Origin of the sequence: Nocardia sp. NPDC050630 (assembly GCF_044457245.1) — a bacterium.
Lineage (GTDB): Bacteria > Actinomycetota > Actinomycetes > Mycobacteriales > Mycobacteriaceae > Nocardia.
The window spans coordinates 399,403-425,424 of the sequence record NZ_JBITGN010000003.1 but is presented as its reverse complement, the minus strand read 5'-3'; the positions used below and the strand labels follow the sequence as shown (position 1 = coordinate 425,424).

The following is a 26,022-nucleotide window of genomic DNA, read 5'->3' as shown; positions in this document are numbered from 1 at the left end:
GGGAGCTCGTGTGGGCAGGCGTGGTCTCCGGTGACACCTTCGCCCCGGTCCGCGCCCTGCTCTCGGGCACGGCACGGACCACAACCGCCCATCGCACACCCCGGCGCGCGCCACGCGGACGGGCCTACCTCCCACGACCGAGTATGCCAACCAGATCCGGACCGCCCGCCGTCGCGGGCCGCTGGTCCCTGCTGCCGGAGCGAGTAGCCGACAACACCTTGCGCGCCCACGCAACGGCGGACACCCTGTTGGAGCGGTATGGCGTGCTGACCCGCGGCTCAGTGCAGAACGAGGGCGTGCCCGGCGGATTCGCACTCATGTACCGCGTGCTCACCGAATTCGAGGATCGCGGCCGTTGCCGCCGCGGCTATTTCATCGACTCGCTGGGCGGCGCACAGTTCTCCACCACCGATGTGGTGGACCGACTGCGCTCCTTCGACACCGAACGCGCCCGCCCCGGCACCGGCGGACAACGCCGGAGCACCGCATTCGCCTTGGCGGCAAGCGATCCCGCAAACCCCTATGGCGCGGCACTGCCTTGGCCGAAAGGACCGTCCGAGGGCGCAGGCCACCGTCCCGGACGCAAGGCGGGTGCGATCGTCGTGCTCATCGACGGCGAACTCGCACTCTATCTGGAGCGCGGCGGCAAAACCCTGCTCACCTTCACCGAGGATCCGAACGTCCGCCAAGCCGCGGCCACCGCCCTGGCCGATGTGGTGCGCGACCGCCGCGTCGACTCACTGGTCATCGATCGAGTCGACGGAGAAACCGTGCACGGCAATACCTTCGCCGGTTTCCTCACCGAGGCCGGATTCTCCGCGACTCCACGCGGTCTCCGACTCCGGAGCAAGCCGTGAACCATCGACTCGGTCCATACTCGCGCCATGCCTGAAGGCGACACCGTATTCCTCACCGCGGCCAGGCTGCGGCTCGCGCTGGAGGGAAAGACGCTGATCCGCAGCGATTTCCGGGTGCCGCGCTATGCGACGGTCGATTTGGTCGGGCAGCGGGTCGAGGGGGTCGCCAGCTATGGCAAGCATCTGTTCGTCCGCACCGACGAGGTCAGTGTCCACACGCATTTGAAAATGGAGGGCGAATGGCGGACCTACTGCGCCGGTGAACGATGGACGCGACCGCCGGTGACCGCCCGGCTGGTGCTCGGCACCGATGACACCGAGGCGGTGGGCTTTTCGCTCGGCACCGTCGAGGTGCTGCGACGTGCGGACGAGCACACCGCCACCGACCATCTCGGACCGGACCTGCTCGGCGCGAACTGGGATGTGACCGAGGCGGTGCGACGGCTGGCACGGCATCCGGCCCAACCGATCGGACTCGCCCTACTCGACCAGCGCAATCTGGCCGGTATCGGCAATATCTTCCGCAGCGAAATCTGCTTTCTGCGCCGCGTCCATCCGGCCACACCGGTCGGCGATGTCCCCGACCTGCTCGCCCTCGTGCACGAGGCCCATCGCGTCCTCACCAAGGCCGCCACCGAACCACCGTGGCGGCCACTGGCCTATGGCCGCGCCCGCCGCCCCTGCCAGCGCTGCGGCACCCGCATGGTCGTCCATCTACTCGGCGAGTCCGAACCCGCACCCGGCCGAGCGGCCCGAAACCCGCAGTCCGACCGCATAACCCAGCGCGAGCGCGGCATCTACTTCTGCCCGCGCTGCCAACCCGAACCCGCCTGATCAAGACCGAAGGCAACTACCGAATCCACCAGCCATCTCGATATCCGTCATCTAACTAGACCGGTCGTCATAGTTCGCGTACCGTGAAGACGTGGCACCTCGCACCGACTCCCGCCAACGCTTCATCGACGCCGCGGCCGACCTCTTCCACACCCAGGGCTACCACGCCACCGGCCTGAACCAACTCGTCAGCGCGGGCGGCGCACCCAAGGGCTCGCTCTACTTCCACTTCCCAGGCGGCAAGGAACAACTCGCCGCCGAAGCTCTTGCCCAATCGAGCAGACAACTGCGCGACCAACTCGACGCGATCCTTGCCGATGGTGGCGATATCGCCACCGTCTTCGACGTCCTCACCGCGCTGCTCGTCGAGTCCGATTTCGAACGCGGCTGTCCGATCGCGACCATCGCACTCGACGCGGGCCGCGAGAGCGAAACGATCAGGCAGGCCTGCGTCACCGGTTTCGAATCCTGGCGCGAGTCGATCGAAACGTACCTGCGAGACAAGGGAATCGACCAAGAGCGCGCCACCGAGCTGTCTACCGTCGCCCTCGCCACGATCGAGGGCGCCCTCATGCTCGCCAAGACCACACGCGATGTCGCGCCGCTGCGCGCGGTCGCCGCCCATCTGCGTACCACCTTCGAACGGGAGCTTTCCTGATGCGCGTGCACCACCTCAATTGCGGCACCATGCGCCCATTCGGCGGCCGACTCATCGACGGCACCGGCAGCATCTTCCGCCGCGCCGAAATGGTCTGCCACTGCCTGCTTCTCGAACTCGACTCCGGACTCGTCCTGGTGGAGACCGGCGTCGGCGAGCAGGCGGTGCATCGGCCCGAGGAATGGCTCGGCCGCCGCTTCCTCCGCCTCACCAATCCGGTGCTCGATCTCGCACAGACCGCGGTCCGCCAGATCGAGGCACTGGGCTACCGACGCGAGGACGTGCGCGACATCGTGCTGACCCATCTAGATCTCGACCATGCGGGCGGACTCGCCGACTTCCCGCACGCGCGCGTGCACGTGTACGCCGAGGAACTGCGCGCTCTCCAGGGCGGGCATACGCGTGAAGAGCGCTTGCGCTACAAGGACCCCCAGTTCCGACACGGTGCCCAGTGGGAGTCGTACGCGGATACCGGTGACAGCTGGTTCGGCTTCGACGCGGTGCGCGAATTGACCGGCCTGCCACCGGAAATCCTGATCATTCCGCTCGCCGGACATACCCGCGGTCATGCGGGCGTGGCCGTCGATACCGGAAACGGCTGGCTGCTGTCCGCGGGCGACTCCTACTTCCACCCCGGCGTCCTCGACCCGGTTCGTCCGCGACAACCGCTGGGAACGGCCATATTCGAGAAGAATGTGCAGACATTTCCGGCCGCCCGCATCGAGAATCAGCGACGGCTGCGCGAGCTGGTGCGCGACCACGGCGACGAGGTCACCGTGTTCTCCGCGCACAGCTCGATCGAATTCCATGCCATGGAGCAGGTCGGCGTTTAACCCAAACCCTTGACACCCCAAGCACTCACAGTTAACTTGCGAAATGTAAGTTAATATAGGGAGTGCATCGTGAACGATCCGCGGCGGTACGTGGTCATCGGGGGCGGACTGGCCGGGCTCGCGTCCGCGGTCTGGTTGGCCGAGGCGGGTAAGCAGGTCACGCTACTCGAACGCCGCGGCCGACTCGGCGGCCGGACCCATGCGATGAAAGTCGACGCGGCCCACGATCTTCCCGATAACGGCCAGCATGTGATCGCCAGCGGTTACGACCACCTGTTCCGTTATCTGACCAGCGTCGGCACCCGTGACCACATCGCCTTTCCGCAGGGCGGCACGCTGCGCTGGCCGGGCGGACGCAGCACCTCCATAGTGACCAAGGGCTGGGGCGCTTGGCGCACCCTGTTCGGCGCACATCCCGACGCGAGCCTGCTCGATCGGCTGCGCGCCGCCCGTGCCACGGTGCGCGTGGGCTGGCAGAGCCTGCGCCAGCCCGCCGATCTCGCTGACCTCAGCACCGAACAGTGGTTCAACCGGGTCGGTATGCCCGCTCCCGCGCGAGAAGCGTTGTGGGACTGGCTCGCTCTGGGCCTCGCGGCCGAACCCGTGCAGCAGGAATCGGCCAAGATTCTCGCCGATTTGTTGGCCACCGGCATCCGGCTCGGGATCAAACACCGCCGAGCGGTCACCATCGGCTACCCGACCACCGACCTCGATACGCTCTATATCACCGGAGCCCACAGGGTTTTCGAGAAATACGGTGTCGAGGTCCGCCATCGCGCGGTAGCCCGCCGCATCAATATCGACAACGGCGCGGTGACCGGGGTGACTCTCGCGGACGGCTCGGTCGTTGCAGCCGATGCCGTCGTCTGCGCGGTACCGAATTCGAATATCGGCGGACTGCTCGACGATTTGCCCGAACACGCCGAAATCTACTCCGCCGCAGACAAATTGGGTGCTACACCGATCGTCAGCACCAACCTGTACCTGGACCGCCCGCTCGGCACCGAGGCCGAATTCGAGGCGCTGATCGGCGGTGCAGGCGTTATCGATGAGGTCTTCGACCGGCAGCGGATGACCGGACGCAGCACCGACCAGGCCTGGCTGTACTGCCTGACCACCAGCGGCGCGTACGAGCAGATTCACAAGACCAACGAGCAGATCATCGACGAGCAAATGCGGCTGCTGCGTCGCTACTACCCGGCCGCCGAGTACGCGAAAGTCGTTCAAGGACACGTGGTTCGAATGCCGAGAGCGACCTTCTCACAGGTGGTCGGCACGCACGGGCTGCGCCCGGAGCAGCGCACCTCGGTGCCGACGCTGGTACTGGCCGGCGATTGGACCGCGACGGACTGGTCGGCCACCATGGAGAGCGCGGTGCAGAGCGCTGCCAAGGCGGTGGAACTGCTACTTGCGCTACCGTCATTGCCGTGACCACGGAGCGCTCGACGTCTGAGCAGCCCACTGCCAAGCCCTGTCCCACACCCAAGCGCCGCATGTCCGCGGCCGACCGGCGCGAACAGCTACTCGATGTGGCGCGCGACATCGTCGCCGTCGACGGCTTCGGCGCGGTGAGTATCGACCGGGTAGCACGCGAGGGCGAGGTCGCACGCGCATTGGTGTATCAGCAGTTCACCGATCTGTCCGGGCTGATGACCGCACTGGTGGATCGCGAATCGGCCACCGCACTGGCCGGTATCGGCACTCTCGACTGGTCCGACACCGATGATGACGCGGATCGGATCGGCCGCGGGATTCTCGCCTATCTGCATGCAGCCCCGACCAGTTGGCGGATCATCCTCAGCCCACCGGACGGTGGACCGCCGGATCTGCGCGACCGGCTCGAACTCGGCCGGGCCTATGCGCGGGCGATCGGCGCGCGGCATCTGTCGCGCCATGCCGGAGTCACCGTCGATCCGGATGGCGCGACCGAGCGAATCATGCTCGCGGCGTTGGAGGAACTGGCCCGGCTGCATCTGGCCGATCCGCAGCGGTATCCGGATGAATTGGTACTGCGTTACATTCGGTCGCTCATGGCATGGGCCACCCATGTCGAAACCCCGAAAAAGGAGCACTGAACAGCCGTTTCGGTCTCATCACAGCCTCAGCTGTCCAACGGGACAGGTTCCAGGATCTGCGGGCGCGGTTCGGGGGCCGCGATACGAAGGGCATCGGCGGATGGGTCGTCGGGCTGGGTCTGCGAGCGAATCTCCGCATCGACGCGGGCCTGGTAAGTGCTCACCTCCCGGTCGATTTCCTCGTCGTCCCAGCCGAGTATCGGTGCGACCAGACGGGCGACCTGCTCGGCGCAATTCGCGCCGCGGTGCGAGTATTCGATGGAAATCCTGGTCCGGCGCGCCAGAATATCGTCCAGATGCAGCGCGCCCTCCGCTGCGGCCGCATAGACCGCCTCCACTTGCAGATAGGACGGCGCATCCATAATGGGTTGCAGCAGTTCGGGTTTACCGTCGGCCATGGCCACGACCTCGTCGATGAGCGAACCATAGCGATCGAGCAGATGCTTGACCCGGTACGGATGCACGCCGTAGGCCTCGGCGAGGTGCACCGTCTGATTGATCAGCGCGAAGTAGCCGTCGGCTCCGAGCAGCGGAACCTTCTCGGTGATGGACGGCGAAACACGCGCCGGAATGTCCTGTGCCGCTTCGTCGACCGCGTCATAGGCCATCACCCGGTAGGTGGTGTACTTGCCGCCCGCGATGCCGACAAGCCCCGGCGCGACCCGGGCGACGGCGTGTTCGCGCGACAGTTTGGACGTCGAATCGCTTTCTCCCGCAAGCAACGGCCGCAGACCGGCATAGACACCGTCGATATCCGCAGGGGTGAGCGGGGTGACCAGCACTTGGTTGACCCGGTCCAACAGATATTCGATATCGGCCTTGGTCGCCGCCGGATGGGCGAGATCCAGATTCCACTCGGTATCGGTGGTGCCGATGATCCAGTGCGCGCCCCACGGGATGACGAATAACACCGAGGTCGCGGTACGCAGGATGATCGCGGCATCGCTGACAATGCGGTCGCGCGGCACCACGATGTGCACTCCCTTGGACGCACGCACATGGAAGCGGCCGCGGTTGTGTGAGAGTGCTTGGATCTCATCGGTCCACACGCCGGTCGCATTGATCACCACATGCCCGCGGATCTCCCCGGTGCGGCCGTCCTCGCTGTCGCGCACCTTCACCCCGACGACCCGATCCGCCTCGCGCAGAAAGCCGACCACCTGGGTGGAGGTGCGGATAACCGCGCCATAGTGCGCGGCGGTACGGGCGACGGTCATGGTGTGGCGGGCATCGTCGACGACCGTGTCGTAGTAGCTGACGCCGCCGATCAGCGAGTCGGGGCGCAAACCCGGCGCGAGCCGAAGTGCGCCGTGCCGGGTTAGATGATGTTGGCCGGGAACGGATTTCGCGCCGCCCATAGTGTCGTAGAGCATCAGTCCGGCGGCCACGTACGGACGTTCCCAGCCGCGGCGGGTAAGCGGGTAGAGGAAGCGCAGCGGCTTCACCAGATGCGGTGCGAGCCGAGCGAGTGCGAGTTCGCGTTCCCGCAGCGCCTCGCGCACCAGCCCGAATTCCAGTTGTTCCAGATAGCGCAGCCCGCCGTGGAACATCTTCGAGGAGCGGCTGGACGTGCCTGAGGCGAGATCGCGCGCCTCGACCAGCGCGACCTTCAGACCGCGCGTGGCCGCGTCGAGCGCGATACCGGAGCCGACCACGCCGCCACCCACGACGACCACGTCGAAATGATCCTTACCGAAGCGCTCCCACGCCGTCGCGCGCTGCTCGGGGCCGAGGAACTGCGATTCCGGTTTCTTGATCATGCTCGACTCCTCCAGCCGACCCCGGCGTCGGGGTTCAGACGACGTTTGTGGTCCTTCGGGCACACGATCGAGCTGCTCAGTCGGGGGGCGATGTTCTGTTGTACAGGCTAAAGGAATCGGCGACGATCCCGTATCGGGACCGTAGCCGTGTCGCCCACGGCCGATAATCCGCGCTACTCGCCGGTAACCGACCCCAACACTAGTCCGGCACCGTGCTGGTCGCGAGGTGAAGTGCCGCGCACTCCGCTGTTTTCCCCGCGGGCCACGCCGGTTTTAGTAGCCTGCACGAATGCGTCGCTATGTGGCCGCCATTGATCAGGGCACGACCTCGAGTCGGTGCATCATCTTCGACCGGCGGGGCCGCGTCGTCGGTGTCGCACAACGCGAGCACGAGCAGATCTTCCCGCGGCCGGGCTGGGTCGAGCACGATCCGGAAACCATTTGGCGCGATATCGAATTCGTGCTCGCCGAGGCGCTGCGGAGTACGGGGATCTCCGCCGAGCAGATCAACGCGGTCGGTGTCACCAATCAGCGCGAGACGACGGTGGTGTGGGATCGGGCCAGCGGCAAGCCGATTCATAACGCGATCGTCTGGCAGGACACCCGCACCGACCGCCTGGTCACCGAACTGGGCGGCGAATTCGGCGCGACGCGCTACCAGGACCGCACCGGCCTCCCGCTGTCCACCTACTTCGCCGGTCCGAAACTGCGCTGGATCCTGGACAATGTCGAGGGCGCGCGAGCCAGGGCCGAGTCCGGCGAGCTGTGCTTCGGCACCATCGACAGCTGGGTGCTGTGGAAGCTGACCGGTCAGCACATCACCGACGTGACCAATGCGTCGCGCACCATGCTGATGGATCTGCGTACGCTGCAATGGGATCCACGAATCTGCGCGGAATTCGGGGTACCGCAATCGATGCTGCCCGAGATCCGCAGCTCATCGGAGATCTATGCGGAGATCGGCTCCGGTCCATTGGCGGGCATACCCGTCGCGGGCATTCTCGGCGACCAGCAGGCGGCCACCTTCGGCCAGGCCTGCCTGTCTCCCGGCGAGGCCAAGAACACCTACGGCACCGGCAATTTCATGCTGCTCAACACCGGAACCACACCGGTATTCAGCAAGCATGGACTGCTCACCACCGTCTGCTACCGACTCGGCGGCGAGGCGGCGGTCTACGCCCTGGAGGGCTCCATCGCGGTGACCGGCTCACTGGTGCAATGGTTCCGGGACAATCTCGGCATCATTTCCGCCGCCGATGAGATCGAGCCGCTGGCACGCAGTGTCGAGGACAATGGCGGCGCCTATATCGTTCCCGCGTTTTCCGGCCTCTTCGCACCGCGCTGGCGACCTGATGCCCGCGGCGTCATCGCGGGCCTCACCCGCTTCGTCAACAAGGCGCATCTGGCGCGAGCGGTATTGGAGTCCACCGCATTCCAGACGCGTGAGGTCATGGATGCGATGCGCGCCGACGCCGAATCCCAGCAGCTACGGCTGGAGCTGACCACGCTCAAGGTCGACGGCGGCATGGTCGGCAACGATCTGCTCATGCAGTTCCAGTCCGACATTCTCGATGTGCCGGTGGTCCGCCCGGTCGTCAACGAAACCACCGCACTGGGTGCGGCTTATGCGGCCGGACTCGCCGTCGGACTGTGGGAGAGCACCGATGACATCCGCGCCAATTGGGCCGCGGATAAGACCTGGCAGCCCGCGATGTCGGCGACGGACCGCGAAACCCACCTCGCCGCCTGGAACAAGGCCGTGGAGCGCACCTACAACTGGGTCGACTCCCCCGCCTAGCCGGCTGACCGAATCAGTTGTTGTGGAGTGGCTTTCAACTGCTCGGCAGCTCTTGCCATCCGGTCGACCGCAGCTTCCAGTGTCGGCGGGTCGAACGTGGTGAAGCACATGCGCATCGAGTGGCTGTAGTCGGTATCGACGGCGAAGGCCGAGCCGGGGACGAATGCCACGCCGTGCGCCAGGGCAAGGGGCAGCAGTTCATCGGTATCGGTGCGGTCGGTGAAATCGGCCCATACGAACATGCCGCCGGCGGCATCGGTGCAGGTGACGCGGTCACCGAAGCGGGTGCGCACGGCGTGCACGAGTGCCTTGGCCCGATCACCGTAGGCGGTGCGGACGGTGTCGACGTGGCCGGTCAGCCAGCTTTCATCGGTGAGCAGGTCGGCGGCGATCTGGTGGGTCAGCGCCGAACCGCACAGATCAGCGCCCTGTTTCAGCAATTCGACCGCGCGACAGATCCGCTCCTGCGCGACCATCCAGCCGACCCGCAGCGCGGGCGCGAGGATCTTCGAGGCACTGGAAAGCCGAATCACGTTGCGGGAGTAAGTCGCCACGGGATCGGGCGAGGGCCGGTCGAACCAGAGTTCACCGTACGGATCGTCCTCGATCACCCAGAAACCATGGGCATCGGCGAGTTCGGCCAGCTCACGACGACGCGGCGGACTCATGGTGACGCCACCCGGATTGTGGAAATTGCTCACCGTGTGCACGATCGCGGGACGTTCACCGCGGCCGAGCAGTTCCTTCAACACATCCAGCCGCATGCCCTCGGAATCCAGAGGCACCGCCACAATTCGCGCCCCAACTGCCCGGAACACTTGCAGCGCACCGACATACGCCGGATCCTCGACGACAACCAGCGCGCCCGGATCCAGCAGCACCTCGGCGAGCAGCGAAAGTGCCTGCTGCGAACCATGAGTCACGAAGATCTCGTCGAGCCCGACCGCACGGCCCAGCTTCGCCGATTCCCGCTGCCGCAGCACATCGCGCAGCGGAACCCACCCGGCCGACTCGGTGTACTGCAACACCGCCGAACCACGCAGCGCCGCATCGGCCGCTGCCGCGAGCCGTTCCCTCGGCATCAACTCCGCATCCGGCAAACCACCAGCGAGGCTGATCACCTCGTCACGCGCCGTCAGTTTCAGCAGGTCACGAATCGCCGAACTCTTCAATCCGCCCAGTTTGGCAGCGAGCGGTGGATTGGTCGGCGACATGGAAACCCTCCGAAAATCAGCAGCCCACTTACCCTATCATGGGATGAATTCCAGCTCTGGGTAGAGAGCTCAGATGCGCTCCCGGATGGCGAAGATCAGGGTCTTACCGTCCCGGACCACCGTGATAATGGTCTGCCGGTAGACATTTGTCGTGCCGTCGGGGCGATGTTCGGTCAGATCCACCTCGAAGGTGTCCGCGGCCGACTCGGCAATCCGCAGGCAATGCGTGGTGCCGACCGGGATCTGTTCATTGATGGCCTGCTGGATGACCTCGGCCGTCGACACATTCTCGGCATCCGGCGCGACGAATCTGCGCGCCCGCTCACCATTGCGGTCGACGTAGAACTCGTACTGGAAGCCGAGGATCGCCCCCGGGCCGCTCGAGGTGTCGCCCTGCCCGTTGCCGCGGGTCACCTTGCCGTCTTTACTGGCGGGGCAACTCAGCGCGGCGGAGGTGCTCGGCGGTGCCGGCGGCGCCGCCTTCGGACTGCCGTTATCGTCGCGCTTGACCGCCACGAAAGTTACCACCAGCGCGAGCACCACCACGATCGCGGCCAGCACACCGAGCGCGATCCACCGGCCGCGCGAACTGTGCCGAGTCGGGGTCGCGGTGATGGTGTCGGAGATCAGCTTCGGCGCGAGACGCTTGGCGATCGGATCGTCGGACCAGGACAGGCCGGGCGGCTCGGACGGCGGCTTCGGCACCCCGCCGGATTCGGTGGGGCTGTTCCACCAGGTGTCGTGCTGGCCCGCGGCAGGCGCCGTATGCCGGACGGTGGCCTCGTTGGGATCCGGTTCGACCGGTGGTTCCGGTCGCCGGGGCGGCGGAGGCGGCGGCGCATCGCCGAACACCGTCGTATCCGGCGCGCGGTACTGCGGGGGCGGCGGCGGCACCGTCGGCGGTTCGTCGGCCGGCCGCCAGATCAGCTCGGGATGATCGGTGGCAGGCTCGGGCACCGACCATTGCGGTCGAGCCTGCCCACCCGTCGGCGGACCGAATTCGCCTACCGGCGGGCCGAATTCGGAGACGGGCGGGCCGAATTCGGACACCGGCGGGCCGAAATCATCCAACGGGGGTCCGAATTCCGACTCGGAGCGGTCGGATTCGTTGTCCCTGCCATCACCCTCGGAGCCCACACCAAATCCTTTCCCCAGGACACACGTGTGGGGCGGTCGAGAACGACCGCCCCACCCGTCGAATCAGCTCGTGTCAGTACTGGAGTGACCCACCCCACTGGGTGGTGACCCCGGCGACGTTGACCGTTTGCGGAGCCAGTTCGCCTGGCGGCACCGGAAGTTTAACTTGTGCGGCGGCCTCGAGGGCAGCCGCGCCGCCCGGCTGTTCCCGAATCCAGTGCTCGACAGCCGCCTTGGCCAGGTTGGCCTGGGTGGTGTCGATGACGACCTCGGTCTTGTTGTCAGCCAGACCCTCACCACCGGTGTAGGAGGTGACCTTGACGCTGTTGGCGGTGATGTATTCGACCGACACACCGGCCTCGCCCTGACCGGTCGGCGTGCGGTAACCGATGGTGCCGACGTAGCCCGAGGCATTGTTGAAGTGGTGGGTATTGGCCACGTAGCCGGGCGCCAGCGAACCACCGTCGATATTGGCACCGATCTCCTGGTGCGGACCATCCATCTCGACGACCGGCGCGGCCGGCGCCTGCTGGAAGCGCGGAGCCTCCCAGCGCGGCTGCTGCACCAGTGTGTCGGACTGTGGCTGCTGCGGGGTCCGGGCGTTCGGACCGCTCGGGGTGTTCGCACCCGGCGCGGTGGTTCCGGGCTGCGCGGGCTTCGGAGCCTCCGCGCCGGGCGCGGTCTCCGGCACCACGGCGGGGATGTCGGGTCCGGCCTGACCCGGAACCGGCAGCGGCGCGACGCGCGGAGTGGTGACACCCGGCTGGGTCGGCGTGGAAAGCTTCGGATCCCTCGGCTGATTCGGCATGACCTGGTTCGGATCCGGAGTGGTGACCCCTGGCTGGCTCGGCGTCGGCGACGGCTTGGCCTCCGGCTTACCCGGATCCGGCTTGGTGGTCTCCGGCTGGCCCTGATCCGTGGGCGTGGTGCTGCCCGGATCGGCGGGCGCGGCGGGCGCCGGGGTGGTCGGTGTACTCGGCTGATCCGGAACTGCCCCCGCCGGCGCCGCGAAGAGCGTGGCCACGGCCGCCGCGGTGGCGAGTGGCAGCGATGTGCTCGCCATCGCCCGCTGCGCCCGACTCGGCTTACGATGTTTCACTTTTCGCAATCCCTTCCCGTGTGCGACCGGGTGGGTCGCACGCAGTTATCCCTGGTGAGACGCTTGGTCCACGAACGAGGACCGGCGAACGACCAAGCGGCCGTTCGCCGTTCCCGCTGGAAAGGATCGATCCCCCCACACAGAACCCTCGCGATCGCCCGCCGATCGCATCTCTGCGGGAAGTGAACCACATGCGCGGCTGCCTGGCAACGCGATGAAAATCCCCACAAGACAGTAAGTCTCGGGGCGGTGGGATTCGGCGGCGATTAATCCAGGTCGTCGTGACGCATCAGCAGGCGAGCCGCCTCGGTGACCGAGCCGGTGAGCGAGGGGTACACCGAGAAAGTCTGGGCGAGATCGTTGACGGTCAGATTGTTCTGAACCGCGAGCGCGATCGGCAAGATGAGCTCCGAGGCGATCGGGGCGACGACCACACCACCGATGACCACACCGGTCGCGGGCCGACAGAAGATTTTGACGAAACCCCTGCGCAGACCCGACATCTTGGCGCGCGGATTGGTGTTCAACGGCAGCATCACCGTGCGCGCGGGCACCTCGCCGTTATCGATGGCGGTCTGACTCACACCGACGGTCGCGATCTCCGGACGGGTGAATACGGCCGAGGCGACCGTCTTGAGCCGGATCGGGCTGACGCCCTCACCCAGCGCGTGATACATGGCGATGCGGCCCTGCATGGCGGCCACCGAGGCCAGCGGCAGCAGGCCGGTGCAGTCGCCCGCGGCGTAAATACCGGGTACCGAGGTGCGCGACACCCGGTCCACCCGCAGATAGCCGCCGCGGTCGAGTTCGATCCCAACCCGCTCCAGACCGAGTTCGTTGGTATTAGGGATCGAGCCGACCGTCATCAGCGCATGCGTACCCGTGACGGTGCGGCCGTCGGACAGCTTGACCACGATGCCATCGGCGGTGCGCTCCACCGCATCGGCGCGGGCGTGCTTGACCAGTTCGACACCGCGTTCGGCGAGTGCGTCCTCGAGTACGAGCGCGGCATCGGCGTCCTCGCCCGGCAGCACCCGGTCACGGCTGGAGACCAACTTCACCCGCACACCCATTTCGGTATATGCGGAGACGAATTCGGCACCGGTCACACCGGAGCCGACCACGACCAGGGTCTCCGGAAGTTCCTCCAAGTCGTAGAGCTGACGCCAGTTCAGGATGCGCTCGCCGTCGGGCTCGGCGCCGGGCAACACGCGCGGGCTCGCACCAGTGGCGATCAACACTACTTCGGCTTCGATGGCTTCCTCGGTGCCATCGGCCAGCAGCGCGCGGACGCGGTGCGCGGCCAGACCGGCAGCCGGATCGCTGAGCTGTCCGTGTCCGGTCAACACCGTCACACCCGCGGCCTGCACCTTGGAGCGGATATCGGAGGACTGAGCCAGCGCCAGCGCCTTGACGCGCGCGTTCACCTCGCCCAGTTCGATCTGGGCCTGGCTGGGATCGAGGGTAATCCCCAGGTCACGGGCGCGACGCAGATCGGTGCGCACGCCGGTCGAGGCGATGAAGGTCTTCGACGGCACGCAGTCCCACAGGACGCACGCCCCGCCGATGCCGTCGCTATCGATCAGGGTGACCGTGGCCCCGTGTTGGGCCGCAACCAATGCCGCTTCGTAACCGGCCGGTCCGCCACCGATGATCGCTATGCGGGTCATGGATACCTCCGCTCGAGCTGTTCGACCGGGATCTCCGGTGCCGGTAAACAACGTTAGCTGGCGAACACACGGTCATCTCGCCGGGATAGAGACGATGTGCGCAGGTTATTGGATACCCTTGCGTCGTGCCGATCTACGCCGCTTACGGGTCCAACATGGACTCGTCCCAGATGCTCGAGCGCTGTCCGCACTCCCCCATGTACGGGACAGGCTGGTTGGAGGGCTGGCGCCTCACCTTCAGCGGCGACGACATCGGCTGGGAGGGCCCGCTGGCCACCGTCGTCGAGGACCCGGACTCGCGGGTGTTCGTCGTGCTCTACGACGTATCCCCGGAGGACGAGGAGCGCCTGGACCGCTGGGAGGGTTCCGACTTCGGCATCCACCGCAAGATCCGGCTGCGCGTGACCCCGACCGCGGGCAGCGGTTCCGAACCCATCCTGGCCTGGCTGTATGTCTTGGATGCCTACGAGGGCGGCCTACCCTCGGCGCGCTATATCGGCGTAATGGCGGATGCGGCCGAAAAGGCAGGCGCGCCACCGGAATATGTCCATGCGCTGCGCACCCGCAACAGCAAGAACGTCGGACCCGGATTCTTCGGTAGCTGAGCAGACGCGGAAGCGGCCGAGGGTCGGCCGCTTCTTTGTCTTCGTCAGCTCGCGTTCAACACGATATTGCTGAGCACCCGGACACCCACGGCAAGCGCGCGCTCATCGAGATCGAAGGTCGGCTGGTGCAGATCCAGCTGTTCACCGTGCCCGGACCAAACGCCGAGGCGGGCCATCGCGCCCGGTACCTCCTCCTGGTACCAGGAGAAATCCTCACCACCGCCGGACTGCAAGGTGTCGGCGAGCGCGTCCGGGCCGAGCATGCGGATCGCGTCCTCGAACATCCTGGTCGAGTGCTCGTCATTGACCACCGGCGGCACACCGCGGCGGTAGTTCAACTGGTAGCGCACCCCGGTCGGGGCGAGCAGGCCGTCCACGATCTCGCGCACCATCGGCTCCAGCAGCGACCAAGTCGCGTGATCGCCGGTGCGCACGGTGCCGGTGAGCATGCCGGTCTGTGGTATCGCATTGGGCGCCTTGCCCGCGCTGACCGCACCCCAGACCATGACCGTGCTGGTGCGCGGGTCGATGCGGCGGCTGAGCAGACCGGGCAGGCCGGTGATCACGGTGCCGATGGCGTAGACCAAGTCGCTGGTCAGATGCGGACGCGAGGTGTGCCCGCCCGGCGAATCGAGGACCAACTCGATGGTGTCGGCGGCCGAGGTGATCGCACCGACCCGGATGCCGACCCGGCCGACCTCGAGACGCGGATCGCAGTGCAGTGCGAAGATCCGGTCGACGCCCTCCATCGCGCCGGCGGCGACCATATCGATCGCACCACCCGGCATCACCTCTTCGGCGGGCTGGAAGACGAATCGGACGCCGACCGGCAGTTCCTGATCGGCCAGCGCGAGCGCGGTGCCGAGCAGGATCGTGGTGTGCGCGTCGTGCCCGCAGGCATGCGAGACGCCGGGGACGGTGGACGCGAAGCTGAGTCCGGTGAATTCCTGCAGTGGGAGTGCATCCATATCGGCGCGCAGTCCGATGCGCGGTGCGTCCACCGGACCGATGTCACAAAGCACTCCGGTGCCGTTGGGCATCTTCTGCGGCGTCAATCCCGCCTTGGTCAGCCAGGCCGAGACGAACTCGGTGGTGGCGAATTCGGTGCGGGAGAGCTCCGGGTTCGCGTGGATATGCCGCCGCCACTGGATGAGATCGACCGTGTGCTCGGCCAGCCAGGAATCGACCGCATCCGGTCCGACTTCCGCGATATCCGAATGCGCGGCGCTCCCCTGGCCCCCCGTTGGCACGCGCGTCGCCGTCACGGAACGTCTCGCGTGCGCCGCGGAACGGCCGGAAATGCTCACCGAATGTCCTCCTGTCGTTGAACGAGCCGTCGCAACAACCTGTCCCTATGTACTTGATCGCGAGCTACGGCGATAGCGGTACGCGCGAGCGCGATCGCACCGTCGGTTACCGCACGATCGGCCGAAGCGTTGACACTCGCCGCGGCGAAGCCGGGCTGATGCGTCACCGCCCCACCGGCATCTATGCCGATGACCGGATGTATGCCCGGTATGACGTTGGTGACGTTGCCCATATCCGTACTCCCGAGCGGTCGCTGCGCCTCGAGTTCCGGTGCGATCGGCACCCGGCCCAAGTCGACGATCTGCTCGCGATAGGCAAACAGTAATCCGGCATCGGGCGTCAGCTCGGTATATGTCGGCGCAACCGTCCGGATTTCGTGTGTGCAGCCGGTTGCCAACGCACCCGCCTCGAAACAGGCCGACGCTCGTCGCATCAGATCGTCGAGGGATGCGGAGTCGACTGCGCGTAGGTAATACAGCAGTTCCGCACGTCCGGGAACGATGTTGGGGGCTACGCCACCGTCGCTGACTATACCGTGCAGTTGCTGTCCGGGTCGGAGATGTTGCCGCAGCAATCCGAGAGCAACCTGCGCCACGGTCACCGCGTCGCCCGCATTGCGGCCCAATTCCGGCGCCGCACTGGCATGTGCCTCCTGGCCGTGGAAGACCACCGACAGATCCGCCAGCGCCAGCGAGCGCGCGTCGACGATATCGATCGGGCCCGGATGCACCATCATCGCCATCGCGACATCGTCGAAGACGCCACGCTCGAGCATCAGTACCTTGCCGCCGCCGCTCTCCTCGGCGGGTGTGCCGAAGACGACGACGGTGATACCGAGGGCGTCGGCCACCTCGGCGAGGCCGAGTCCGGCGCCGACCGCGGACGCCGCGATGACGTTGTGTCCGCAGGCGTGCCCGATCTCGGGCAGCGCATCGTATTCGGCGCAGATACCGACCGTGAGCTCGCCGGATCCGAAGGTCGCGCGGAACGCGGTCGGCAGATCGGCGACCGGGGTCTCGATCGCGAAACCACGCTCGGCCAGCGGCGCGATGGTCTTGGCGACGCTGCGGGTTTCCTCGAACGCCAGCTCTGGTTCGGCGTGGATCGAATGCGAGAGCGCGATCAGTTCGGGCGCGGCGGCCAGGATCGTGGCATCCGCCGCCGCGGCCGGGTGCGCGTGGTGGTCCGTGCGTGATTCGGGGTGCCCGCTGCGCGGTGGTGGCATGGCACACAGTCTGGCACTGCGCAGACGATCGGGCGCACCCTGCGTCCAGGGGCGATGTCGCCCGATGGCGCAAGGGTTGCGCTCGAGTTGCGGTTATCCCGGGGCGAACGCCAGATTCTCCGGCGTGGTCGGCGTCGCGAGCCCAGCGAGCGCCTTGGCGTGCAGTGACCGCTTGATCACCGGCAGATTGGGCTTGCGATTTGCCGCGAGGGCGCCCGCGCGTTCGATGGCGGACTTCAGCAAACTATCAGCATCCGCCTGGGCGTCGACAATTCCCGCAGCGATCGCCTCGTCCGCGGCAAAGCGGTGACCGGTCGTCATGGCCTGTACGCAGACCTGGTTGGCCAGGCGTTCGGTGAGCAGCGCGTTCATGCCCACGGTGAACGGCATGCCGAGATGCACCTCGGGCAGACACCAGAAGCCGCGGTCGGCCCGCATCACCCGGAAATCGTGCGAGGTGGCGAGCATGGCACCCGCCCCGAAGGCGTGACCGTTGACGGCGGCCACGGTCGGCAGCGGAAAGGTCAGCAGTCGGGTGTAGAGGCTGTGCACGCGATCGAGGTAGCCGTGCATCTGATCCAGGTTGCCGAACAGCCAATCGGTGTCGAGTCCGTTGCTGTAGAACTTCCCACTCGCCGTAGTGACCAGCGCCGCCGGCCCCTCGGACGCCTCGACCTGGTCCAACAACCCGTGGAACGCATCGATCCAATCCGGATGGAAACGGTTCTCGCTGTCGGTCTGCCCCTCGTTCCCGAGGTAGACAACGAACACATCCCCTTCACGTTCCAGATACGGCATGCGTGCAGCGTAACGGGAAAAGGATGGAAAACCTACTCGCGGGTAGCAAATTCTCGGCAGGTCAAATGCCGTCCCCTCGCGACCCGTTCGCGGCGCCCGCGCCGCCAAAAACCCAGCTATCGTGACGGGCATGCTTGCCGAACAGGCCGCGAGGGCGATTGCCGAACGTACGGGAGTGCAGCGGCACCGGGTTGCGGTGGTGCTGGGATCGGGCTGGCAGGATGCGGCCGCGGAGATCGGCACGCCGTCGGCTTCGGTGCCGATGCCGGAGCTGCCGGGATTCGGGAGGCCAACTGCGCAAGGGCATGTCGGGATGGTGCATTCGGTTGCCGTAGACAACACGCCCGTGCTGCTGCTGATGGGGCGTCAGCATCTGTACGAGGGCTACCAGCCGGGCGATGTCGTGCATCCGGTGAGCGCCGCGATCGCGGCGGGCGTGGAAACGGTGGTGCTCACGAATGCGGCGGGCGGGATTCGGGATGGGCTGCGCGTCGGCGAGCCGGTGTTGATCAGCGACCATCTCAATCTCACCGGCCGCACGCCGCTGGCGGGTGCCACATTCGTCGATCTCGTGGACGCGTGGGATCCCGAATTGCGTGCGCTGGCACGAGAAATCGACCCGAGTCTGACCGAGGGTGTGTATGCGGGCCTGACCGGGCCGCAGTACGAAACCCCCGCCGAGATCCGGATGCTGCGTACCATCGGCGCGGATCTGGTGGGCATGTCGACGGTGCTCGAGGTGATCGCGGCCCGTGCGCTCGGCGCCCGGGTGCTCGGTATTTCCCTGGTCACCAACCTTGCCGCGGGCGTCACGGGTGCGCACCTCTCGCACGCCGAGGTACTCGCCGAAGGTCATGCGGCCGCGCCCCGTCTCGGCAAACTGCTGCGCGGCGTACTGGAACGGCTCTAGATGCTGCGCTTCGGCACCGCCGGGCTCCGCGGGCCGCTGCGGGACGGACCCGACGGCATGAACCTGGATACGGTGAGCCGGGCAACCGCCGGACTCGTGGACTGGTTGCGTGGTCGCTGTCTCGGCGGCGGCGCGGTGGTCGTCGGACGCGACGCCAGGCACGGCTCCGCCGAATTCGGCATCGCGACCGCGGAAATCTTTGCCGCCGCGGGCTTTCCGGTCGTGCTGCTGCCACGCCCGCTGCCCACCCCGGTCGTCGCCTATGCGGTGCGTGAGCTGGGAGCCGTCGCGGGAGTCCAGATCACCGCATCGCACAATCCGGCGACCGACAACGGCTACAAGGTATACCTGGACGGCGGTTCGCAACTGATCGCACCGGCCGACACCGAGATCGAGCGCTGCATCGAGGACGTCACCGAGCCGATCGCCCGCACGCCCGTCACACCGGCCGCCGATGACCTGGTGCGCCGCTATATCGATCGGGTGGCTCGGCTGCCCGAGTTGATCGGCGGTCCCGGCGAGCGTTCCGATATCCGGATCGTGTTGACACCGCTGCATGGGGTCGGCGGCGATACTGCCGTGACTGCCCTCACCGCGGCGGGATTCGGGCATGTGCACGTCGTCGGGGCGCAATTCGCGCCCGATGCCGACTTCCCCACCGTCGCCTTCCCGAATCCGGAAGAGCCCGGCGCCACTGACCTTCTGCTGGACATCGCCACCAGGATCGGCGCGGATCTCGCCATCGCGCTCGACCCGGACGCCGATCGCTGCGCCATCGGAATTCCGGACGGCGACGGCGGCTGGCGCATGCTGCGCGGCGACGAAACCGGTGTGCTGCTCGGCGATTATGTGCTGCGGACCGCTGCGCCGGATGCACTGGTAGCGACCACCGTCGTGTCGTCGCGATTGCTCTCGAAACTCGCCGCCGCCCGGGGAGCGCGGTACGCGGAAACGTTGACGGGCTTCAAGTGGCTGGCCCGCGCGGGCGATGGTCTGGTCTACGCCTACGAAGAGGCCATCGGCCACTGCGTGGACCCGGCCACGGTACGCGACAAGGACGGTATATCCGCGGCGGTGCTGGCTGCCGATCTCGTCGCCCGGCTGAAGGCCCAAGGCCGCACCCTCGCCGACGAACTCGACGACTACGCGGTCGAATTCGGCCTGCACGCCACCGACCAGGTCTCATTGCGCCTACCCGATCCGGCAGCAGCCGCGCAACTCGTGAACCGCCTGCGCACGGCCCCACCCGACGAAATCGCGGGCGAGCCGGTCGCATACACCGACCTGCTCCAGGTGCGCGGCCGAATGCGCACCGACGCATTGATTTTCGAGGGCGGCCGTTCCCGGATCGTGGTCCGCCCATCCGGCACCGAACCGAAGCTCAAGTGCTACTTGGAAGTCGTCGAGCCGGTCGCCGACTGTGGAGTTCTGGCTGCGGCGAGAACCGCCGCCGGACAACGCCTCGCTGAACTGCGTGCCTTCTGTCGAGGACTCTGAGCCAGGCTATTCATCCGGACTCGGTCACCGAGCGAACCACCGCGGATCTCGAAGCAGGCCACTCAGCCTGTCAGAAGCCACCGACATATTCGACGCGAAAGTGGCTCAGCGGGGGCCGAATTGGCGGTCGCCTGCGTCGCCCAGGCCGGGGACGATGTAGGCATCGGAGTTGAGGCCGGTGTCGACGACGGCGGTGACCAGGCGCACGGGTAGGCCCGAATCGGCAAGAGCGGCAATGCCTTCGGGGGCGGCTACGACACACACCGCGGTGATGTCGGTGGCCCCTCGAGCGGCAAGCAACGTCAGGGTGTGGCGCATCGAACCGCCGGTGGCCAGCATCGGGTCGAGCACGAAGACCGGCATCTCGGACAGGTCGGCGGGCAGCGATTCCATGTACGGCACCGGCTGATGGGTGGTTTCGTCGCGGGCGATGCCGACGAAACCGACCCTGGCGTCCGGAATGAGTTCGGCGGCCGCGTCGACCATGCCGAGTCCGGCGCGCAGCACCGGAACCAACAGCGGCGGCTGCGCCAATCGCGTTCCCTCGGTGTCGGATACCGGTGTGGTGATCGGGAAGTTGACGACCGGCGCGTCACGTAGCGCCTCGTAGATCAGGATCCCGGTGAGATCGCGCAATGCCGCGCGGAAGGCCGGATTGGCCGTTCTCGCATCGCGCATCGTGGTCAGCAGGGCGGCGACGAGCGGATGGTCCACGGTGTGCGTGCGCATGAGGGAACGATAAGGTCGAAAACGAGTTCGGCGGCGTACCTCCACCCGAATTTTTTTCGAACGGCTGGAACCGATCGGCAAGGCAGCGCGTCGAACTAGGTGGATGACGTACTCTGCCTGGGAACAAACAGATGGGGGAGCATTATGCGAAAGATGTCGGCCGACACCGAAGGCATCACCGCCTACGGCGCGACGGCCGCGGCCATGTCAGGTGATCTCGCCGCCGCAGGGGTGAGCGCCGCGGCCGCCGATCCCACACTTCTCGGCCCGATCATGGGCCTTATCGGCGGCGATTTCATGGCCGCCTACGCCGCGGCGCACGCCGGACACGTTGCTTCGATCGGTCAGTTGTCGGCGGTGCTCGCGAGCATGGGCGGTGCGGCAACATCTTCGGCCGTCGTCCTCGAGGAAACCGACCTGAACAATGCCGCCGGGCTGAACGCCACCGGCCTGGACGGATGACGCCGTGATCGATGTCAGCGCCCTGGTCCAGCCACTGCTCGACCTCCTTTCCAGCTTCGGCACCGGTGTCCTGCCAACTGGCGGACCCGCCGACGCACTGACCTCCACCTCGACCGCCGTCGACCAGGTGCACGCGGTCGGGCGCAACAGCATCAACCAGGTGAACAACGCATGGGACGGTGCGGCGGCCGATGCCGTCACCGTGAAGGCGCTGCGGGTACAGACCTCGGCCGCCACCATTTCCGATCGCGGCAACGATATGGCCACCGTCGTGAATCAGGCTGCGGCCCAAGTCGAAACGGGCCAGAAGGAACTGAACGGGATCGTCCAGTCATTCGTGAACCAGGCCACCAGTCTCGGTCCTGCGCTGGCCACACCGGAGGGGCTGACGGTGCTCGTCGGCTCCGCGATCGACCACATCGGTCAGGGCCTGAATGTGGTCGGCCGGGTACGCAACGAACTCGATACCCAGACCGCGTCGATGAACGAGTTGACTCCCCCGCCGTCGACGCCGTCGCTGTCCAATGTCGCCAGCACGGTCGGCACCGCCACCCAGGGTGCCTCGCAATTGTCATCGACCGTGAGCACTGTCGCGAGTGGCGCGGGCGGCATGCTCAGCAGCCTGATGAGCACCGCGAGCAAAGCCAGCACCACGTCCGCGAGTACGGCATCGAGTTCCAAACCGAGTACGAGCACGACCGGGACCGGGCAGTCGTCGGCCTCCGGGAAGGGCGTGAAGATCACCCTGCCCGACGGAAGCGTCGTGGAGGCCCCGAACGAAAAGGCTGCGACGGCGGTCAAGGCGGCCATCGGCGCGGTCGGCACACCCTACGTGTGGGGTGGCAACACGCCCGGCTCCGGACTGGACTGCAGCGGTCTCACCAAGTACGCCTACGGCGAGGCCGGTGTCGATCTGCCCCGCTTGGCTCAGGAGCAGGGCAATGGCCATATGCAGGTGTCACCGGGTGATCTGATGCCGGGCGATCTGGCCGTGTGGGATGGCCACGTCGCGATGGTGATCGGCAACGGACAGTTCGTCGAGGCCGGTAATCCGGTCCAGATCAGCTCGGTTCGAACCGACAACATGGGCATGAACTTCCATGGCTTCTACCGGCCGACCTCGTAAATGAGCGGAGCGAACGAATAATGTCCCAGCCCCAGACCCCACCGATACCCAATGTCACGGTGGCGGCGAGCACCAACCGATCGGGCACCATCTCGGTCCGTGCCACCGACCAGGGCATGCCGATCGAGATCAAGTTCGAGCGCAGCGAATACCGTTACGGCGCACAGACTCTGGCCGACGAGATCCTGCGGTTGACCAAGCGTTCCACTGTCGCCGCCCGAGCCCGCCGCCGCGAGCTGCTCGCCGAGGCGGGCATGCCCGCCGACATCTTGGACAAGCTCGGCCTGCCGACGCGCCAGGCCGCGGTGGACGAACTGGACCGCATCGATGACGCGGACACCGGACCGACGAGCTGGATGAGGCCGGTATGAGTGAGCGGAGCGAACGAATCATGAACACAGGCGCCTCAGCGGTCATGCCGGAGCCGAGCGCCAGCGAGGCGCAGGTATGAGCGCTGAAATGGACGCGCTGGTCGCCAACGCGACGGCAAAACTGGAAGCGCTCGAGGCCGCGCTGTACGGCCTGAAGCAGGTGCATGGCCGGTTCCGGACCGAGGACGGCATGGTCAGCGTCGAGGTGAACAGCGACGGCGCGCTGGTCGCGCTGAGCCTGTCGGAGTCGGTCACCTCGCTGCCGCCGGCAGAGGTCGGTCAGCTGATCATATGGGCCTGTCGCCAAGCCGCGGAGGACGCCGGCACGCAGCGATCGAAGGTCGTTGCGACACTGAACGAGTCGTTCGCGGTCGGGCCGGAGGGCGCCCAGGGAAGCGTTGGGGGCGGGCCGGATAGTCACTGACTCGGAAGGTCGATAGGCTTCCGCACATGGCTTCTGGAGACATCGTCCCGATCGAGCTCGGCCTGACCGACGGCGATCTCGTCACCCTGTGGGCACCGCGCTGGCGCGACGGTGATGACGAGTGGGAGGCGTTCCTCGGACATGAGGACTCCCTCTACGGTTTCGAGACCGTCGCGGAGCTGGCCGCATTCATCCGGACCAACTCCGATAACGATCTCGTGGACCATCCGGCGTGGAAGGTCGTGGCCGGGCTGTCGGCGGTCGAATTGGAGCCGGAGGAGAATTTCACCTTCGATCTGGTCGGGGTGCCGGAGCTGGTCGCGAGCGATCCAGATGTGGATACCATCGCCGAGCTCGACGACACGCTCAGCATGGTGCGCAATATCGGTGAGGTGTGCGAGCTGGAGACGGTGACCAAGTTCTTCGGCTCCCATCCGGTGGTCGGCGCGCTGGCCAGCGGCGTGAGCGCCTTTGTCGGGCGCGACGGCGAGGAGCTGTGGGATCAGATCGGCGCCGCCATCGCCAAGGGCTGGGACGACGTGCTCGACGCCATCGACTCCGTGGTGCAGACCCCCGAGGTCGATGCCGAGGCGGTCGCGGTCGCGGAGGCCGAACTGCTCGCCGCGGAGGAAAACGTGGTCGACGCCGATGACGCGGCCGACAGCGAGGAGGACGAGGAGTTCGAATCCGTCGACCTCGATGCGGACGACGAGGAGGAGGAAGAAGAAGAAGGGGAGGAGGACGAGTCGTTCTGGCATGAGGTCGGCATCGACCCGGTCAAGATCGTCACCTCCGACGGCACCTACTTCACCCTGCGCTGCTACCTCGACGACGAGCCGATCTTCCTCGGCAAGGACGGCTCCATCACCGTGTTCGGCTCCGAGCGCGCGCTGGCCCGTTACCTGGCCGATGACCACGAGCATGAGCTGGCGCGGGTGAGCACCTACACCGATGTGCAGACCGCCGCCGTCGACGGTTCGCTCGAGGTCGAGGTCACCGACGAGAACGTCTACGTGCTGCCCGGTCTCGCCGACGATCTGGCCGAGGGCCCGCAGGCGGTCGATGTCGAACAGCTCGATCTTGCGGTCGAATTGTTCACCGACGCAGCCGATTACGCCGACGACGATACGGTTGAACAGGCGCTGGCGCAGTCCACTCCGCTCGGCTGGTACGTCTCGTACCTGCTGAACCCGGACCCGACCCGCCTGGCCCCGAACCCTCCGTTCACCGCGGAAGCCCAGAGCTGGCGGGACCTGGAGCGCAACTTCGAGTCCCGGCTCACGCAGGAGAAATAACTACCCGAGCAGTACGGCGTAACCCGGCTTGATGATGTCGTCGATGATGCGCAGACGTTCGGGGAACGGGATGAACGCGGACTTCATCGCGTTGATGGTGAAGCGTTCGAGGTCGCTCCAGCCGTAGCCGAAGGTGTCGACCAGCTTGAGCATCTCCTGGCTCATGCTGGTATCGCTCATCAAACGGTTATCGGTATTGACGGTGACGCGGAAGCGCAGCCGCGCCAGCAGGTCGAACGGATGCTTGTCGAGTGCGGGAACCGCGCCGGTTTGCACATTCGACGACGGACAGAGCTCGAGCGGTATTCGGGCATCCCGCACATAGTTCGCGACCAGGCCGAGCTGCGCGTCCTCGATCGCGCCGGTAACGGTGATGTCATCGGTGATCCGCACACCGTGGCCGAGCCGATCGCAGCCACAAAATGCCAGCGCCTCGTGGATGGACGGCAGTCCGAACGCCTCACCCGCGTGAATGGTGAAGTGCGCGCTATTGGCGCGCATGTATTCGAAGGCGTCCAGGTGGCGGCTGGGCGGGAACCCCGCCTCCGCGCCCGCGATATCGAATCCGCCGACGCCACGATCGCGCCACCGCACGGCGAGTTCGGCGATCTCGCGCGAACGCGCCGCATGCCGCATGGCGGTGAGCAGGCAGGTCACCACGATAGGGTGACCGTCCTCGGCCGCGGCCGCCGCACCTTCGCGGAATCCGGCGAGGGTGTGCTCGACCACCTCGTCCAGGGTGAGGCCGCGCTCCAGATGCTGTTCGGGAGCGAAGCGCACCTCGGCATACACCACGCTGTCGGCGGCGAGGTCTTCGGCACATTCCCGAGCCACGCGGCGCAGGCCCTCCGGGGTCTGCATTACCGCGACAGTGTGCGCGAAGGTTTCCAGATAGAGCTCGAGCGAGCCGCTGTCGGCCGCATCGCGGAACCATGCCGCCAGCTCGGTCTCATTGTCGGCGGGTAGGTCGTCGTAACCGCAATCGGCGGCGAGCTCCAAAACCGTCGCGGGCCGCAGACCACCGTCGAGATGATCGTGCAACAACGCCTTGGGAGCTTGGCGGATCGAGGCAAGGGTCAAAGGCATCGGTCCTGTCATGACCACACGTTAGCCGCACCGACCCCTTCATGCGGCTGTGATCGCGCTCTCCGCCACCCCCACCCGAGACATAATCCGCAATGTCGCTGCTCGAGTAGCCGATGGCCACCCATGAGCACCGGAAAGCCCCTTTAACCAGCCAAGAATTAACGTAGCGGTCGGTTTCCCGCCAAATTGCCACAAACCTCATGCCACGCCTCCCGTGTGATCGACTCGCACTCGCACAGGTGTTGCCGACT

24 protein-coding genes are annotated in these 26,022 nt (G+C 66.6%); 14 read left to right on the top strand and 10 right to left on the bottom strand.

The features are described 5' to 3' along the window. The first annotated feature begins 884 nt into the window (after positions 1–884). From ACIBG0_RS12175 to ACIBG0_RS12155, 5 genes are all read left to right on the top strand, one after another. Positions 885–1,691, top strand: a complete 807-nt coding sequence (locus ACIBG0_RS12175) for a DNA-formamidopyrimidine glycosylase family protein (RefSeq protein ID WP_397031799.1) — start codon at positions 885–887, stop codon at positions 1,689–1,691. A 91-nt stretch (positions 1,692–1,782) separates the two neighbouring features. Next, complete coding sequence (locus ACIBG0_RS12170; RefSeq protein WP_397031797.1) at positions 1,783–2,349, top strand: TetR/AcrR family transcriptional regulator; 567 nt, start codon at positions 1,783–1,785, stop codon at positions 2,347–2,349. Continuing rightward, a complete protein-coding gene (locus ACIBG0_RS12165; RefSeq protein ID WP_397031795.1) occupies positions 2,349–3,182 on the top strand; it encodes an MBL fold metallo-hydrolase in 834 nt (277 codons plus the stop codon). Before ACIBG0_RS12170 ends, ACIBG0_RS12165 begins: the two co-directional genes overlap by 1 nt. A 66-nt stretch (positions 3,183–3,248) precedes the next feature. Further along, complete coding sequence (locus ACIBG0_RS12160) at positions 3,249–4,613, top strand: FAD-dependent oxidoreductase (RefSeq protein WP_397032003.1); 1,365 nt, start codon at positions 3,249–3,251, stop codon at positions 4,611–4,613. 62 nt (positions 4,614–4,675) lie between these two features. Beyond that, on the top strand, positions 4,676–5,257 hold the full coding sequence (locus tag ACIBG0_RS12155; RefSeq protein WP_397032001.1) for a TetR/AcrR family transcriptional regulator: 582 nt from the start codon (positions 4,676–4,678) through the stop codon (positions 5,255–5,257). 26 nt (positions 5,258–5,283) lie between these two features. On the opposite strand, the gene ACIBG0_RS12150 is transcribed toward ACIBG0_RS12155, so the two are convergent. Next, complete coding sequence (locus ACIBG0_RS12150) at positions 5,284–7,017, bottom strand: glycerol-3-phosphate dehydrogenase/oxidase (RefSeq protein WP_397031793.1); 1,734 nt, start codon at positions 7,015–7,017, stop codon at positions 5,284–5,286. A 289-nt stretch (positions 7,018–7,306) separates the two neighbouring features. Here ACIBG0_RS12150 and glpK point away from each other — a divergent pair, with 289 nt between their 5' ends. Continuing rightward, on the top strand, positions 7,307–8,815 hold the full coding sequence (glpK, locus tag ACIBG0_RS12145; RefSeq protein WP_397031791.1) for a glycerol kinase GlpK: 1,509 nt from the start codon (positions 7,307–7,309) through the stop codon (positions 8,813–8,815). Here the strand turns inward: glpK and ACIBG0_RS12140 are convergent. From ACIBG0_RS12140 to ACIBG0_RS12125, 4 genes are all read right to left on the bottom strand, one after another. Then, on the bottom strand, positions 8,812–10,029 hold the full coding sequence (locus tag ACIBG0_RS12140) for a PLP-dependent aminotransferase family protein (RefSeq protein ID WP_397031789.1): 1,218 nt from the start codon (positions 10,027–10,029) through the stop codon (positions 8,812–8,814). The genes glpK and ACIBG0_RS12140 overlap by 4 nt on opposite strands. 69 nt (positions 10,030–10,098) lie before the next feature. Continuing rightward, complete coding sequence (locus ACIBG0_RS12135; RefSeq protein WP_397031788.1) at positions 10,099–11,166, bottom strand: hypothetical protein; 1,068 nt, start codon at positions 11,164–11,166, stop codon at positions 10,099–10,101. Positions 11,167–11,239: 73 nt separating this feature from the next. Then, a complete protein-coding gene (locus ACIBG0_RS12130; RefSeq protein ID WP_397031787.1) occupies positions 11,240–12,265 on the bottom strand; it encodes a hypothetical protein in 1,026 nt (341 codons plus the stop codon). Positions 12,266–12,531: 266 nt separating this feature from the next. After that, entirely contained in the window at positions 12,532–13,935 is a 1,404-nt protein-coding gene (locus ACIBG0_RS12125) for an NAD(P)H-quinone dehydrogenase (RefSeq protein ID WP_397031785.1), read from the bottom strand. 125 nt (positions 13,936–14,060) lie between these two features. Here ACIBG0_RS12125 and ACIBG0_RS12120 point away from each other — a divergent pair, with 125 nt between their 5' ends. Beyond that, positions 14,061–14,540, top strand: coding sequence for a gamma-glutamylcyclotransferase (locus ACIBG0_RS12120; protein WP_397031784.1), 480 nt, complete (start codon positions 14,061–14,063; stop codon positions 14,538–14,540). 44 nt (positions 14,541–14,584) lie between these two features. Here ACIBG0_RS12120 and ACIBG0_RS12115 read toward each other — a convergent pair whose 3' ends face one another. The 3 genes from ACIBG0_RS12115 to ACIBG0_RS12105 form a co-directional block, all read right to left on the bottom strand. Then, on the bottom strand, positions 14,585–15,751 hold the full coding sequence (locus ACIBG0_RS12115; protein ID WP_397032000.1) for a M20 family metallopeptidase: 1,167 nt from the start codon (positions 15,749–15,751) through the stop codon (positions 14,585–14,587). A 92-nt stretch (positions 15,752–15,843) separates the two neighbouring features. After that, the gene (locus ACIBG0_RS12110; RefSeq protein ID WP_397031782.1) at positions 15,844–17,073 is read right to left on the bottom strand and encodes a M20 family metallopeptidase; all 1,230 of its coding nucleotides are present in this window, start codon (positions 17,071–17,073) and stop codon (positions 15,844–15,846) included. 93 nt (positions 17,074–17,166) lie between these two features. After that, on the bottom strand, positions 17,167–17,871 hold the full coding sequence (locus tag ACIBG0_RS12105) for an enoyl-CoA hydratase-related protein (RefSeq protein ID WP_397031781.1): 705 nt from the start codon (positions 17,869–17,871) through the stop codon (positions 17,167–17,169). A gap of 130 nt (positions 17,872–18,001) precedes the next feature. Here ACIBG0_RS12105 and ACIBG0_RS12100 point away from each other — a divergent pair, with 130 nt between their 5' ends. Continuing rightward, on the top strand, positions 18,002–18,781 hold the full coding sequence (locus ACIBG0_RS12100; protein ID WP_397031779.1) for a purine-nucleoside phosphorylase: 780 nt from the start codon (positions 18,002–18,004) through the stop codon (positions 18,779–18,781). Then, complete coding sequence (locus ACIBG0_RS12095; RefSeq protein WP_397031777.1) at positions 18,782–20,278, top strand: phospho-sugar mutase; 1,497 nt, start codon at positions 18,782–18,784, stop codon at positions 20,276–20,278. It abuts the gene before it with no gap. 105 nt (positions 20,279–20,383) lie between these two features. Here ACIBG0_RS12095 and upp read toward each other — a convergent pair whose 3' ends face one another. Then, positions 20,384–21,007: a uracil phosphoribosyltransferase gene (gene upp / locus ACIBG0_RS12090; protein ID WP_397031776.1), complete on the bottom strand. Its 624-nt coding sequence runs from the start codon at positions 21,005–21,007 to the stop codon at positions 20,384–20,386. Between the two features lie 153 nt (positions 21,008–21,160). Between upp and ACIBG0_RS12085 the strand changes: the two genes are divergently transcribed. The 5 genes from ACIBG0_RS12085 (at position 21,161) to ACIBG0_RS12065 (ending at position 24,685) form a co-directional block, all read left to right on the top strand. Next, positions 21,161–21,469 carry a hypothetical protein gene (locus ACIBG0_RS12085; protein ID WP_397031774.1) on the top strand — a complete coding sequence of 103 codons (309 nt, stop codon included), beginning with the start codon at positions 21,161–21,163 and terminating at the stop codon, positions 21,467–21,469. 4 nt (positions 21,470–21,473) lie between these two features. After that, a complete protein-coding gene (locus ACIBG0_RS12080) occupies positions 21,474–22,595 on the top strand; it encodes an NlpC/P60 family protein (RefSeq protein ID WP_397031773.1) in 1,122 nt (373 codons plus the stop codon). Between the two features lie 20 nt (positions 22,596–22,615). After that, a complete protein-coding gene (locus ACIBG0_RS12075; protein WP_397031771.1) occupies positions 22,616–22,966 on the top strand; it encodes a hypothetical protein in 351 nt (116 codons plus the stop codon). A gap of 76 nt (positions 22,967–23,042) precedes the next feature. Beyond that, positions 23,043–23,390, top strand: coding sequence for a YbaB/EbfC family nucleoid-associated protein (locus tag ACIBG0_RS12070; RefSeq protein WP_397031769.1), 348 nt, complete (start codon positions 23,043–23,045; stop codon positions 23,388–23,390). A 26-nt stretch (positions 23,391–23,416) separates the two neighbouring features. Next, positions 23,417–24,685 (top strand): primosomal protein, encoded by a 1,269-nt coding sequence (locus tag ACIBG0_RS12065; RefSeq protein ID WP_397031767.1) that lies wholly within the window; start codon positions 23,417–23,419, stop codon positions 24,683–24,685. Here the strand turns inward: ACIBG0_RS12065 and ACIBG0_RS12060 are convergent, their stop codons facing one another. Further along, positions 24,686–25,783, bottom strand: a complete 1,098-nt coding sequence (locus tag ACIBG0_RS12060) for an adenosine deaminase (RefSeq protein ID WP_397031765.1) — start codon at positions 25,781–25,783, stop codon at positions 24,686–24,688. Positions 25,784–26,022: the final 239 nt, after the last annotated feature.